Source organism: Mesorhizobium sp. P2_A12 (assembly GCF_056405075.1).
The window spans coordinates 281268-294699 of record NZ_JBFUCU010000001.1; the positions used below are offsets into that span (position 1 = coordinate 281268).

The window sequence follows — 13432 nt, forward strand, 5'->3', positions numbered from 1 at the left end:
CGTGCCGGGAGCACGCGTGCTCGGCGGACTACGGAATGCCTTGGACCGCGAGCGGCTCAGACCTAGCCAAAACCGCACCAACTACCCCCACTCGATTATCTTATGCCAAGCATCCGGAGGATGACATGACTGAGTTCGACACCGCGAGCCAGGACGCCGCCACGCTGGAAACGGCGCCCACCCGTTACATCGAAGGCAGCGGAATCCGCTTCGCCTATCGCCACCTCGGCCCATCGACCGGAACGGCGCTGGTTCTCCTGCAGCATTTCTCGGGCAACATCGACGCGTGGGACCCCGCCGTCGTGAATGTCCTGGCCGCCGATCGACCGGTGATCGTTTTCGATAACGCCGGGGTCGGCCGCTCGACAGGCCAAACGCCCGACAATATCGCGGCGATGGCCCGAGACGCTGTCGCTTTTATCAAACTGCTCGGCCTCTCCGAAGTCGACCTTCTGGGCTTTTCCCTCGGCGGCTTCGTCGCCCAGCAGATCGCTGCCGAGCACGGACGGCTGGTCCGCAAGCTGATCCTGGTCGGCACCGCGCCGAAAGGCGGAGAGGAACACCTGTTGGCGGTTCTCCAGGACGCTTTTTCCCAAACCGAGGCGCCGGACCTCCGCCTGCCGCTATTCTTCACGAAGTCGTCCGCCAGCCAGTCGGCCGGCCTGGCGTTCCTGAAGCGGGCGAAGGTGCGTAGGGAAGATCGGGACACCGATAACGGCGGCGCGGTGACGGATGCGCAGGCCAAGGCGCTTATTACTTGGTGCGCCACACCGGATCCCGAGCACGCCATTCTGCGCGCCATCCGCCAGCCCGTCCTTGTGGTCAGCGGCAGCCACGACACCATGCTGCCGGCGGACAACGCCTACGCAATGTTCAAGGCTCTGAGCAACGCCCAGCTGGTCCTCTATCCCGATTCCGGCCACGGCGCGCTGTTTCAGTACCCCGAATTGTTCGTCAGCCAGGTCCGGACCTTCCTGGAAGCGTAATCGGCGGTTGCATAATCCCGGCGCGATCGGTCGCACCTTTATTCTTGAGAGCTGTTGCGGAGAAAGAAATGACAATCGCAAAGGTCGAGGTTGAGCGTTTCAGCCTGACGTGTTCCAAACCATTCGACGCCGTTGTGACCGCGCTCAAGTCAGCGGTCGGGCAACCTGACGTGGTCGAATTTTTCAAAGCGACGAGGGCTGCAAATTCCTTCTCGGATTTGGAGCGCGTTGTGCAAAACGGCCAAGGCCGCACAGGTCTCATGCTCTTCGCGGAATTCGACTTGGGCGCCATTCTGCGCCGCGAGACTGGACGCGACACGCCTAAGAGCATGCGGTTTTTGCTGGGCAATCCACTTATCATGAAAGAAATGGTCAAGCACGTTCCTGATGCTGGATCCTACGCCCCAGTCACAGTCCTTCTTGATCAACGTCCCGATGGCGTGCATGTCTCCTATGACAAAATGGAGAGTTATCTGCTCTCCTATGGTAATTTGGAGGCTCTTGCTGTCGCCCGCGATCTTGATACGAAAATCACAAGCTTGTTACGCGAATGCACGAGCTAAACTCTCCTGATGACGCTTCAGACGGATGGAAGTGAGAGTCCGTCCCGAACACGCATGACCTTCGCGATGCGGCGGATGGGAACCATGGCGGCGACGGCGTTGAGGAAAGCGGTCGCCGAAGCGATGGTGGCTCGGCATCCGTCCGGGTCGTGCGGAGCGGCTCGGTACAGTATCGCTTCGAGAGACCGTGACAGCCGCGCGAGCAAGCGTGTTCCGTCTCGGCCGCACCACTTGCGTCACGACGCGACCTGCGCTTTTCCCTAGAGCAATTCCAGGAAAAGTGTGCAACGGTTTTCCGTCCGGAATTGCCTCGAAACAAAGAGTTCGAGTAGTTCGCCGTTTCCGTGAACAGTGAACTGCTCTAGCTCGCGAGCTCGATCGAACTCACCCGCAGGCGGCGGCAGCATTCTTTGGCGCATTGAATGAACGGCTGCTTTTAGGCGCGGTAACCACCACTTCGAACGGCGATATGCGGCGCAAAGCAGTCATGAGCGCCCTCACCTGTCAGAGTCTGCCGAGGGTCGATCGCGGACCCCGAGTGCGCAGTGTGCTCTGGAGTGGTGGTGTAATGGCGCGCCCGAAGAGATTCGAACTCCTGACCCCCAGATTCGTAGTCTGGTGCTCTATCCAGCTGAGCTACGGGCGCGCAACAGGCCATGCTTTCCATGACCCCGCTAGCCGATCGTGAACGACCGGCCACGACGAGACGTGTTCCCTAGCGACTGAATTTCCGAAAAGCAAGCCGATCCGGCAAAAGTTTTGTCGCAAGTATGTCATCCGGCGACGGCGGTCAGGATTCCGCCATGTTCAAAAGGGCCGAAGTCGGGCCCAAACGCGATCCCTGGAAGGAAGAACACCGACCCCAGAGAAAATGGGCACCGGGCTTGCAGGGAATGAGCATCGGGCCAAACAGCGCCCGAACCATCACGCCGGGCGGCGCAGGCCGTTGCGGGCCTGGTCGAGCCGGACCGGCTGGTCGGGGATGGTGACCGCGAATGTGGTGCGCCCGCCGATGCTTTCCACCAGCTCCACCGTGCCGCCGTGCGCCCGGATCAGTTCGTGCGCGATCGCCAGGCCAAGGCCGGTGCCGCCGCTGCGGGCCGAGCCGCGAAAGGCCGCGAACAGGTTTTCCCGTGCCTTGGGTGGCAGGCCGGGGCCGGTGTCGGTGACGACGATGCGGCTCACGCTGCCCAGGCGCACGGCCGACACCGCCAGGCGCCGGACCAGCGCGCTTTCATTGTCTGCGGCCATGGCCTGCACGGAATTGCGGCACAGATTGGTGAGCACGCGGAACAGCTGCTCGGAATCGGCATCCACCTCGAAGGCCGGCTCGATCGCATTGACGAACTCGATGCCCTGCTCGATGTCGAGCAGGCCGTGCACGTCCTCGACCAGCTGGCGCAGCCTGAGCCTGCGGCGCGACGGCGGCGGCTCCTGGGTGCGGCCGTAGTGAAGCACGCCTTCGGAGTAGGAGACGGCGCGGTCGAGCGCGCGCAGCAGTTTCGGCGCGAAGGCCTGCACCGTCGGGTCCTTGACCTGGCGCAGGCGGTCCGACATCAGCTGCGCCGAGGCCAGGATGTTGCGCATGTCATGGTTGATCTTCGACACGGCCAGGCCGAGGTCGGCAAGGTGCTTCTGCTCGGAAAGCATCTTCTGCAGCCGCTCCTGCATCTGCGACAGCTCGCGCTCGGCGACGCCGATCTCGTCGGCGCGGGCGGCGGGATGGATGATGCGTCCGGGGTCGTCGGGCGCTTCGGAGAAGGACAGCATCGAGCGCGTCATCGTCCGGATCGGCCCGATCATGATCAGGTCGATCGCGGCATAGACCAGCATTGCGGTGAACAGCGAGATCAGCAGCGAGACGAAGGCGACGTTGCGGGAATATCGCAGCATGGCATTGCGCAGACTGTTGTCCGGCATGATCAGCTCGAACTCCTTATCGCTGTCGCCGACCGGGCCGAAGACGCGCAGCATCCGGTGGCCGCCGAAAAACAGCGTGTCGAGCGCGCCGGTCATGCCCTTGATCATGCCGATCGAGGCGATATCGATGTGTTCGTCGACCTGCGGCGGCATCTCGGCCACCACCAGCAGCCGCGACACGCCGCCGTCGCGCACCGCGATCGCCTTGGCGCCGATCGCCATCAGCACGTCGTTTTGGGCCGCACGCGACAGCGAGGTGGATTCACCTTGCACCAGCACGATCGACACCGCCGCAGCCGTGCTCAGCCGCTCCTTCAGCCAGTTCAGCCGGTAGCTGGCGATCCACGGCAGGAAGATCAGCACTTCGGCCAGAAGCACGAAAACGATGGTGAGCAGCAGCAGCTTGGTCGACAGGCCGCGCGACAGCGGCACGGTGCGCCCGGCGGTTGGCGCCGCCGTGTCGATCCGTTCCTCCGCCTGTATGGTTTCGCTCATGCGGCTATGTCTTCACGATCACTTGATCAACGCAGATTAGGCGATTACGGCTTTTTTACCAATTTCATCCTTGGCCGGAAACAAAAACCGGCCTGGACGACGACCGGCTTCGGCCTGGCGACTCCGGATTGACTTCCAAAACCCTTCTTTCTATAAGCCCGCTCACGCTCGGGCCATTCGTCCCGGCGCGGTTTCGATCGCGCCAAAACCGGCCCGGCAAAGCTCCTGTTACACAGTGACAGAATCAAGAAGGGCCGCACCCCGCGGTATTAAAACAAATGAAGCGTACCTACCAACCGTCTAAACTCGTCCGCAAACGTCGGCACGGCTTTCGTGCCCGCATGGCCACCAAGGGTGGTCGCGGCGTCGTCGCAGCTCGCCGCAACCGCGGTCGCAAGCGGCTCAGCGCCTGAACGGAAGACGAGATCGTTGCCCGCATCCGGTAAGCCAGTGGGACCAAATCCCAAGCGGCTTCTGAAGCGCGCCGAATTCCTGGCCGTCCGTCGTGGTGAAAAGCGACGCGGGCGGCTTTTTCTCGTTGAAGTTCTCGACCGCGGCGACGGCCTGTCGCCGCGCGTCGGCTATACCGTCACCAAGAAGGTCGGCAATGCGGTTGTCCGCAATCGCGTCCGGCGACGGCTGCGAGAAGCGGTCCGTACGCATGCGGCAAGTGACATGGCGCCTGGCAATGACTATGTGATCGTCGGGCGCGAAGATGTGCTGACCATTCCGTTCGGCCAGTTGAAGGCCGAACTCTCCCGCCGATTGCGCGGAACACGATAGGCCAAGGGCTTTCGATGGAAAACAACCGGAACTTCTTCATCACCATCGCGCTGTCGGTGCTGATCCTGGCGGTATGGCAGTATTTTTATGTCTTGCCGCGCAGCGAAGCCCAGCGCGAGGCGGTCCGCATCGAACAGCAGCGCGTCGAAGAGCAGAAGAAGGCCGCCGACGCCGCCAATCCCGGCGCCGGTACCGCAACGCCCGCCGCACCTGGCGCCATTCCGAACGCACCCGGCACCGACGCCGTGACGCCGGCCGGCCGCGAACAGGCCCTGGAGACCAGCAAGCGCGCCAAAATCGACACACCGAGCCTCGAGGGCTCGATCAACCTGACCGGTGCCCGTCTCGACGACCTCAAGCTCAAGCACTACACCGAGACGGTCGACAAGAATTCGCCCGAGATCAGCCTGCTCAACCCGGCGGCACTTCCCAATGGCTATTATGCCGAGATCGGCTTTGTCGGTAACGACAAGACCGGAGCGGTGCCCGGTCCCGAGACGGTCTGGACCGTCGACGGAAATGCAACGCTGACCCCGACGACGCCGGTCACGCTGACCTATTCGAACGACAAGGGCCTGACCTTCAAGCGCACCTTTTCCGTCGATACCAACTACATGTTCACAGTCTCCGATACGATCCAGAATTCGGGCGCGGCTGCCGTCTCGCTGTCCAACTACGGTCGTGTCACCCGGTTCGACAAGCCGGCCGTCGCCAGCACCTATGTGCTGCATGAGGGCCTGATCGGCTTCACCGGCACGGAAGGCCTGCAGGAGCACAAATACGCGTCCATTGAAAAGGACAAGCAGGCGATGCCTGGCAAGTCGACCGACGGCTGGCTCGGCATCACCGACAAATACTGGGCAGTGACGCTGGTGCCGACCGAGAAGCAGCCGTTCCAGCCGCGCTACGCCTATTTCGAGGACGGCCGCCATCGCTACCAGTCCGACTTCCTGACCGACCCGATCACCGTCGATGCCGGTCAGTCGGCAACGGTGGAGAGCGAGATCTTCGCCGGCGCCAAGGAGGTCGGCAAGATCAACGCCTATGCGGAAGACCGCCACATCAAGCGCTTCGACCTCTTGATCGACTGGGGCTGGTTCCACTTCATCACCAAGCCGATGTTCTGGCTGATCGACACGCTCTACAAATTCTTCGGCAATTTCGGCCTGGCGATCCTCGCCACCACCGTCATCGTCAAGGCCATCTTCTTCCCGCTCGCCAACAAGTCCTACGCGTCGATGGCGAACATGAAGAAGGTACAGCCCAAGATGCTCGAGATCCGCGAGAAATACGCGGACGACAAGATGAAGCAGCAGCAGGCGATGATGGAGCTGTACAAGACCGAGAAGATCAACCCGCTGGCCGGCTGCTGGCCGGTCGCGCTGCAGATCCCGGTCTTCTTCTCGCTCTACAAGGTGCTCTACATCACCATCGAGATGCGGCACGCGCCGTTCTTCGGCTGGATCCAGGATCTGGCGGCACCCGATCCGACATCGATCTTCAATCTGTTCGGCCTCGTGCCTGTCACTTTGCCGCACATGCTGATGATCGGCGTCTGGCCGCTGATCATGGGCGTCACCATGTTCCTGCAGATGCGCATGAACCCGACGCCGCCGGACCCGACGCAAGCCGCGATCTTCACCTGGATGCCGGTCATCTTCACCTTCATGATGGCGGGTTTCCCGGCCGGTCTCGTCATCTACTGGGCGTGGAACAACACGCTGTCGATCCTGCAACAGGGCGTGATCATGAAGCGTCAGGGCGCCAAGATCGAACTGTGGGACAATCTCGTGGCATTGTTCCGAAAGAAACCGTCGCCGGCGGAATAGCAGACGTCTCCTTCCATCAAAGCCCCGGCTGGTCCGGGGCTTTTTTATTGGCCACAGGTCGGGTCACGTTCCCGTGATCGGCGAAACTGAAAGCGGTCGCGGGGCGTGACTGCGTGTGCATTTCCAAAGGCTATCAATCCCGATCAGCCCTCACCCGGAGGAAGACCACATGCGCTTGCCGTCATTCAGGACCATTGCCCTCTCCGCACTCGTCGCCGGCGCGACGATCGTCGCTCCAGCCTATGCCAAGAACCCCAATGTTGGTGGCGCGCCCATGTACACCACCAAGACCATCGTCGAGAACGCCGTCAACTCGAAGGACCACACGACGCTGGTCGCTGCCGTCAAGGCCGCCGGCCTGGTCGACACGCTGCAGGGCGCCGGTCCGTTCACCGTCTTTGCGCCGACCAACGAAGCGTTTGCCGCGCTGCCCAAGGGCACCGTCGACACGCTGCTCAAGCCCGAGAACAAGGACCAGCTCACCAAGGTGCTGACCGCGCATGTCGTGGCCGGCAAGATCTCCGGCAAGGACATGATGGCCAAGGCCAAGGCAATGGGCGGCAAGTATGAGATGAAGACCGTTTCAGGCGACACGCTGACCGCCGGGGTCAAGAAGGGCAAGCTCTACATCATGGATGAGTCCGGCGGTGAGGCCAAGGTGACGATCGCCGACGTCAACCAGTCGAACGGCGTCATCCATGTCGTCAACAAGGTGCTGCTGCCGAAGTAACGGCTTCCGGCGCAGGGGATCAAGGCAGGTCCGTTGGGCTTTCTCGGGCCTGCCATCCCCACCTCATGACGAGGTGCCATGTTTCTTGGGAAGCCGTATCGGCATCGGCCGGGGTCCTGTAGTCCCCTACAGGGCCCCGGTTTCTTTTTGCATCGGCATGTCCTGGAGTGGCCTCGTGCCGTCACTCCACGACGGCGCTGTGGTCGACCTTGGCCGGCGTCGCCGGCTTGCGCAGCAAAAGAACCAGCGGAACGGCGGCAAGCGACAGGATCATCATCAGCTTGAAGTCGTTCATGTAGCTGATGATCGTCGCCTGCAGCGTCACCACGCCGTCGAGCGCGGCACGGCCGGCGGCGCTGTAAGGGTTCATCGCCTGGAAGATCGCCGGGTTGCTGAACGCCTGGTTGTAGGGCGTCACATAGGTGGCGATGTTGGCGTGGTTGATCTGCACATTCTGCGTCAGAAGTGCGGTGACCACCGATATGCCGACGCTGGAGCCGATGTTTCGCGACAGATTGTACAGTCCGGTGCCTTCCGCGCGCCGTTCCGGCGCCAGCGTGGCAAAGGTGATGGTGGTCAGCGGAACGAACAGGAAGCCGAGCCCCGCACCCTGGATGAAGCCGGTGCTGATGATCGTCCATTGCGAGACATCAGGGGTCCAGCCGGTCATGTCGTACATCGCCCAGGCGGTGATTAGCAGGCCGGTCAGGAGCAGCCAGCGCGTATCCACCTTGCCGACCAGCCTGCCGACCAGGAACATGCAAGCCATGGTGCCGAGGCCGCGCGGGCCCATGACGATGCCGGCCGTCACCACCGGATAGCCCATCAGCGTCTGCAGATAGGGTGTCATCAAGGCCAGCGAAGCGAGGTAGGTGATGCCGACGATGAAGATGAAGACCATGCCGACGGCGAAATTCCGGTCGAGGAAGAGCCGTGGGTTCACGAACGAGTTGCGGGCGGTGAAGGTGTGGACGAGGAAGATGTAGAAGGCCGACGCGCAGATCAGCGCCTCGACGATGATCTCCGATGACGAGAACCAGTTGAGCTGCTCGCCGCGATCGAGAAACATCTGCAGCGAAGCGATGGTGAGGCTGAGCATGCCAAATCCCAGCCAGTCCAGCCTTGCCTTGAGATCCGTCTTTGTTTCCTGGACGAACATCGACACGCCGGCGAAAGCCAGCATGCCGATCGGGACGTTGATGTAGAAGACCCAGCGCCAGCTGACATTTTCGGTCAGCCAGCCGCCGATGACCGGCCCGAGCACCGGCCCGACCATGATGGAAACGCCGAACAGCGCCATGGCCGAACCGCGCTCTTCGACGCTGTAGATGTCGAGCAGGATACTCTGCGACAACGGCACCAGGGCCGCGCCAAACAGGCCCTGCAGCAGCCGGAAGCCGACGATCTGCGGCAGCGATTGCGCGAAGCCGCAAAGAACCGAAGCGACGACGAAGCCGGTGATGGCGGTCAAAAGGACGCGCTTGCGGCCGAAACGATTGGCAAGGTAGCCCGAGGGCGGCGTCATGACGGCAGCCGCGACGATGTAGGACGTCAGCACCCAGTTGATCTGGTCGGCGCTCGCCGAAACGCTGCCCTGGATATAGGGAAGCGCCACGTTGGCGATGGTCGTATCCAGCGCCTGCATGATGGTGGCCAGGATCACACAAGCGGTGATGGCGCCGCGATTGGCGATCACCGATGTGCCACCTGTCGCGGACGCGCTGGTCATGACTTCTGCTCGAACCGGTTGATGAGATCCGTGACGAAGTTCGGCAGGCCGCGCGCATGGCCGGTATCGATGCCGACCTCGACGCTCATCCCGCCGCGCAGTGGCGGCTTGCCCTGAGGATCGTCGACCGTCACGCGCATCGGGATGCGCTGCACGACCTTGACCCAGTTGCCGGTGGTGTTCTGCGCCGGAAGCAGCGAGAAGCTCGACGACGAGGCCGGGCTGATGGAGGCGACCGTGCCGTGCCAGACGCTGCCCGGATAGCTGTCGACGCTGATCGTCGCCGCCTGCCCTGGCCGCACATAGGTCAGTTCGGTTTCCTTCGGCTCTGCCGCGATCCACAGATCCGTCGCCGAAACCAGGCTGAACGCCGGTTGCGACGCCGGCAGGTACTTGCCGACCTGCAGCGCGTCCACATTGGTGACGATGCCGTCGAACGGCGCCTTGACGATCGCATCGCCGAGGTTGCGCTGGGCGTCGTCCACCGCCGACTGGGCCTGCAGGTAGAAGGGGTTCTTCTCGACCGGCTGGCTGGCGTCGCCACCCAGCTGGGCAAGCATCGCCTGTGCCTGCGCCTTGGCGACGGACACTTTCTGGCGGGCGGCATCGAGGTCGTGCTGGGCGCTGTCGAAAGTGGCCTTGGAAGAGGTAGACGTCTTGAGAAGATCCTGCTGACGCTTGAAAGCGGCCTCATAATAGGGAATGTCGGCCTGCGCCTGCTCGATCTGCACCAGCGACTGCTGGTAACTTGCCTGCAAGGTAAGCACCTGATTACGCACCGTCCCGAGCTGGGCCTGGGCCGCGGCAAGAGCGGTTTCGAAGGAGGCCGGCCTCAGGCGGAAAAGCACGTCGCCCTTCTTCACCGCCTCGTTCTCGTGCACGTCGATCTCGGAGACGGTGCCGGAGACGTCGGTGGAAACGCCGAGCGACTGCGCCTGGATGTAGGCATTGTCTGATGTCATGACCTGGCCACCGACAGCGTAGTAATAGCCGCCGACAGCCAGCGCGACCGGAAGCAGGGCGAAAAGGATCGGCCGTGTCATGCTGCGCCTGGGCTTGACCGGCGCCGCAGGCGCAACCGCCACCATGGCTTGCGGCTGCGGCTCTTTGGAGGGAGCCTCAAGTGCCGCCGGCTCGAGGGCAACCGGTGCTTCCAGTTCGTCATCGGCGATGACGGCGCTGGCACGCCTCTGCTCGCGTTCGCTATCCAGCTGGATGATCTGGTCGCTCTTCCGATCCGAAGGTTCGCCCTTGCCGGGCTTTTTGGGTGAGGTCGATTCAGTCATGGTCGTTCTCCCGGTCGACGGCTGGCTGGGCGCAAGCCTCGAGCAGATTGGATTTGATCAGGCATAGGGTTTGCAGAAGATGCAGCTGGGCATCCGCCGAAAGGCCAACGAAGGCCTCGTCGCGCGTTTCCCGGCCGTTGCTGCGCATGGTTTCGAGCAGCGGATGGGCTTGCGGCGTCAGGTAAAGCAGCCACGCCCGGCGATCGGCCGGATTGGGCCGGCGTTCGATGAAGCCGCGCGCCTCCATCTTGTCGAGCAGCCGGGCGAGCGTGATCGGCATGATCTCGATCAGGTCGGCCAGTTTGTTCTGGTGGATGCCTTCATGCCGGGACAGATAGGCCAGCACCTGCCACTGGGCGCGGGTCAGCCCCGACGCCTGCGACCGCTGCTCGAACCGCTTTCGAAGCAGACGCGCGACATCGTGCAGCACGAAGCTGATGTTGGGTGACGATGGCATGGGAGGGGGCTGGTTTTCTGAACGCGACTTTTAGTGAGCATGCTTATTATCATCATGCACATAATCCTGCTGGACGCCGCGCACAAGACGCACTAAGTCCGGAAAAAATGTCGCACGCGCTTGCGGCGCCCCAGAAGGGTCGAGCAACAGGCCGTTGCCGGACGAGGATTTGATGATGAATTGGCTAAAGATCGCGACCGTCGCAGCCCTGGCGGGATGGCCCGGCATTGCGCTCGCAAGGGAGGCGGTCAGTTGCGGCGGTGCCGCCATGCTGGGTGGGGCGCAATTGAACTGCAGCCACGTCGAACCCCAGGCGCCGCCTCAGTTTTGCACGTTTAGCTGGGCTCTGCACACGTCGGCCGGCGATCAGAAAATCGTCGAAGGCACCTTCATGTTGCCGCCCGGAGCTTCGAACGTCACCGTCTACCAGGGCAGCGGTTTCGACAGTGCGCTGTCCGATCCGATCGTGATCTGCCGCGGCAACAAATGAGCAACGCCACCACGCAAGGCTAGCTCGTCAGCCGATTGGTGCTATAGGGCGGATCACGCTATTTTGAACCGGCGCATGCGAACTTCGCCTCTGCCTGGTGGCCTATTATCCGACGGACCTCGACATGGACGGACCCAACCCCGACATCAAGCACCCGATCCCGATGCACACCCGCGTCGGTTTCCTCAAGGGACTGGCGAGCGGGCCGAACATCGAGATCGGCGATTACACCTATTATGACGATCCGGACGGACCGGACAAATTCGCTGAGAAATGCGTGCTGCACCATTATCCGTTCATTGGCGACAAGCTCATCATCGGCAGGTTCTGCGCCATCGCCGAGGGCGCGCGCTTCATCATGAACGGCGCCAATCACGCCATGTCAGGCTTTTCCACCTATCCGTTCAATATTTTCGGCCATGGCTGGGAAAAGGGTTTTGACCCGGCGACATGGTCGAAGGAAGTGCGCGGCGACACCGTGCTCGGCAACGACGTCTGGATCGGCATGGAGGCTGTGATCCTGCCCGGCGTGACGATCGGCCATGGCGCCATCATTGCCGCGAAATCGGTGGTGACGCATGACGTGCCGCCCTATGCGATTGTCGCCGGCAACCCGGCCAAAATGGTGAAGACGCGTTTCGACAACCGGACGATCAGGCGGCTGCTGGCGGTGGCGTGGTGGGACTGGCCGGTGGACAAGATCAGCCGCAACCTCGATGCTATCCGGGGTGCCGATATTTCTCTTCTGGAGGCAGCAGCTTGAACGCTCTGAACAACACCGTGATCGGCACCGAACTGTTCACACGCGGGTGGATATTCATCCGCGGCGTGCCGGCGATGAAGTTCCTGCCGCCGGAAGGGCCGCCGGAAATCGCCTTTGCCGGCCGCTCGAATGTCGGCAAGTCGTCGCTGATCAACGCGCTGGTCAATCAGAAGGGGCTGGCCCGCACCTCCAATACGCCGGGGCGTACGCAGGAGCTCAACTATTTCGTACCGGATGGATTTTCCGGCGAGGGCGCCGACCTGCCGCCCTTGGCGCTGGTCGACATGCCCGGCTACGGCTACGCCACCGCGCCGAAGGAGAAGGTCGACGAGTGGACCAAGCTGGTCTTCGACTATCTCAAGGGCCGCGTCACGCTGAAGCGGGTCTATGTGCTGATCGACGCCCGCCACGGCATCAAGGCCAAGGATGACGAAGTGCTGTCGCTGCTCGACAAGGCGGCGGTGTCCTACCAGATCGTGCTGACAAAGACCGACAAGATCAAGGCTGCCGGCGTGCCGCGGCTGATCGAGGAGACGCTGGCAAAGATCAAGAAGCGGCCGGCGGCGTTTCCGTTCGTCCTGGCGACGTCGTCGGAAAAGGCCGAGGGCCTCGAGGAGTTGCAGGCCGCGATCGTGTTGGCCGCCAATGGTGGCTAGGGTCTGGCCTCGATTGCAATCGTCTGGTGGCTTTCTTCCGCGGCGAGGCTTTCGGTGCCGTAGGTCTTCAGGAACATGCCGACGCCGGACCTGACGATGTGGTCGATCTCATCCTGGCCCGGGGCTTTGGTGCGGTAGGCGAAGATGCACTGGCGGAATAAACCGGCCAGGCACAGTTCGGTGAACTGGTAGGCGGCAAGATCGACATCGTCGATCCGCAGCAGGCCGCGCTCGATGGCGGCATCGAGAAACGCCGCGACCTTGTCATGGCCGCGTTTGGGGCCGCGTTCGTAAAAACGCGCGCCAAGCTCGGGAATCCGGTCGGATGCCCCGATCACCGTGCGCTGCGCCTGGATGACCTTGGCGGACGTGATCTTGAGGGCAAGCACCTTTCCGAACTTGACCAGCGTCTCGCGCAGGTCGTCGGCATTGTCCAGCACGTCATACATGTTCTTGAAGATCGTGCCGCGCTCTTCCTCGATCAGCGCTTCGAACAGTTCTTCCTTGTTGGCAAAGTAGACATAGATGGTGCCTTTGGAGACACCGGCCTCGCGCGTGATGTCGTTCATCGACGCAGCCTCAAAACCCTTGTCGATGAACACACGACGGGCGCCCTCGATGATCTGGCTGCGCTTGACCGGATCCTGGCCTGCCGCCGGGCGGCCACGGCGCACATGCTCCAGCAGGTCGCCGCACGGGTCGGTTTCGACGTTAGTCTGAGTCTCAACCATGAAAGTCACACCTC

Annotated in this window: 14 protein-coding genes and 1 tRNA gene; 9 read left to right on the forward strand and 6 right to left on the reverse strand. The window is 62.4% G+C overall.

The window, feature by feature from the left end; translation table 11 throughout:
* Nucleotides 1-125: 125 nt before the first annotated feature.
* Both AC1DZU_RS01280 and AC1DZU_RS01285 read left to right on the forward strand, forming a co-directional pair.
* Entirely contained in the window at nt 126-986 is an 861-nt protein-coding gene (locus AC1DZU_RS01280) for an alpha/beta fold hydrolase (RefSeq protein ID WP_477281017.1), read from the forward strand.
* A gap of 68 nt (nt 987-1054) precedes the next feature.
* The gene (locus AC1DZU_RS01285) at nt 1055-1549 is read left to right on the forward strand and encodes a DUF302 domain-containing protein (RefSeq protein ID WP_477281019.1); all 495 of its coding nucleotides are present in this window, start codon (nt 1055-1057) and stop codon (nt 1547-1549) included.
* 569 nt (nt 1550-2118) lie between these two features.
* Here AC1DZU_RS01285 and AC1DZU_RS01290 read toward each other — a convergent pair.
* Together AC1DZU_RS01290 and AC1DZU_RS01295 are read right to left on the reverse strand one after the other, a co-directional pair.
* Nucleotides 2119-2195: transfer RNA gene (locus AC1DZU_RS01290), tRNA-Arg, on the reverse strand.
* Nucleotides 2196-2473: 278 nt separating this feature from the next.
* Complete coding sequence (locus tag AC1DZU_RS01295; RefSeq protein WP_095083532.1) at nt 2474-3964, reverse strand: sensor histidine kinase; 1491 nt, start codon at nt 3962-3964, stop codon at nt 2474-2476.
* 278 nt (nt 3965-4242) lie between these two features.
* Here AC1DZU_RS01295 and rpmH point away from each other — a divergent pair, with 278 nt between their 5' ends.
* The 4 genes from rpmH (at nt 4243) to AC1DZU_RS01315 (ending at nt 7306) form a co-directional block, all read left to right on the forward strand.
* Nucleotides 4243-4377 (forward strand): 50S ribosomal protein L34, encoded by a 135-nt coding sequence (gene rpmH, locus AC1DZU_RS01300; protein ID WP_008833937.1) that lies wholly within the window; start codon nt 4243-4245, stop codon nt 4375-4377.
* A 16-nt stretch (nt 4378-4393) separates the two neighbouring features.
* Entirely contained in the window at nt 4394-4747 is a 354-nt protein-coding gene (gene rnpA / locus AC1DZU_RS01305; RefSeq protein WP_111545239.1) for a ribonuclease P protein component, read from the forward strand.
* A gap of 14 nt (nt 4748-4761) precedes the next feature.
* The gene (gene yidC / locus AC1DZU_RS01310; protein ID WP_477281022.1) at nt 4762-6576 is read left to right on the forward strand and encodes a membrane protein insertase YidC; all 1815 of its coding nucleotides are present in this window, start codon (nt 4762-4764) and stop codon (nt 6574-6576) included.
* A 169-nt stretch (nt 6577-6745) separates the two neighbouring features.
* Nucleotides 6746-7306, forward strand: a complete 561-nt coding sequence (locus tag AC1DZU_RS01315; RefSeq protein WP_477281024.1) for a fasciclin domain-containing protein — start codon at nt 6746-6748, stop codon at nt 7304-7306.
* A 181-nt stretch (nt 7307-7487) separates the two neighbouring features.
* Here the strand turns inward: AC1DZU_RS01315 and AC1DZU_RS01320 are convergent, their stop codons facing one another.
* The 3 genes from AC1DZU_RS01320 to AC1DZU_RS01330 are packed head-to-tail and all read right to left on the reverse strand — an operon-like array spanning nt 7488 to nt 10778.
* On the reverse strand, nt 7488-9035 hold the full coding sequence (locus tag AC1DZU_RS01320; protein WP_477281026.1) for a DHA2 family efflux MFS transporter permease subunit: 1548 nt from the start codon (nt 9033-9035) through the stop codon (nt 7488-7490).
* On the reverse strand, nt 9032-10321 hold the full coding sequence (locus AC1DZU_RS01325) for an HlyD family secretion protein (protein WP_477281028.1): 1290 nt from the start codon (nt 10319-10321) through the stop codon (nt 9032-9034). Before AC1DZU_RS01325 ends, AC1DZU_RS01320 begins: the two co-directional genes overlap by 4 nt.
* On the reverse strand, nt 10314-10778 hold the full coding sequence (locus AC1DZU_RS01330) for a MarR family winged helix-turn-helix transcriptional regulator (RefSeq protein ID WP_477281030.1): 465 nt from the start codon (nt 10776-10778) through the stop codon (nt 10314-10316). Before AC1DZU_RS01330 ends, AC1DZU_RS01325 begins: the two co-directional genes overlap by 8 nt.
* Nucleotides 10779-10953: 175 nt before the next feature.
* On the opposite strand from AC1DZU_RS01330, the gene AC1DZU_RS01335 reads away from it, so the two are divergent.
* From AC1DZU_RS01335 to yihA, 3 genes are all read left to right on the forward strand, one after another.
* Nucleotides 10954-11268, forward strand: coding sequence for a hypothetical protein (locus tag AC1DZU_RS01335; protein WP_477281032.1), 315 nt, complete (start codon nt 10954-10956; stop codon nt 11266-11268).
* A gap of 124 nt (nt 11269-11392) precedes the next feature.
* On the forward strand, nt 11393-12031 hold the full coding sequence (locus AC1DZU_RS01340) for a CatB-related O-acetyltransferase (protein WP_477281034.1): 639 nt from the start codon (nt 11393-11395) through the stop codon (nt 12029-12031).
* Nucleotides 12028-12687 (forward strand): ribosome biogenesis GTP-binding protein YihA/YsxC, encoded by a 660-nt coding sequence (gene yihA / locus AC1DZU_RS01345; RefSeq protein WP_111545233.1) that lies wholly within the window; start codon nt 12028-12030, stop codon nt 12685-12687. The genes AC1DZU_RS01340 and yihA overlap by 4 nt, the downstream gene beginning before the upstream one ends.
* Here the strand turns inward: yihA and AC1DZU_RS01350 are convergent.
* Nucleotides 12684-13418, reverse strand: a complete 735-nt coding sequence (locus AC1DZU_RS01350) for a TetR/AcrR family transcriptional regulator (protein WP_477281036.1) — start codon at nt 13416-13418, stop codon at nt 12684-12686. The two genes, yihA and AC1DZU_RS01350, sit on opposite strands and share 4 nt — an antisense overlap.
* Between the last annotated feature and the right edge of the window lie 14 nt (nt 13419-13432).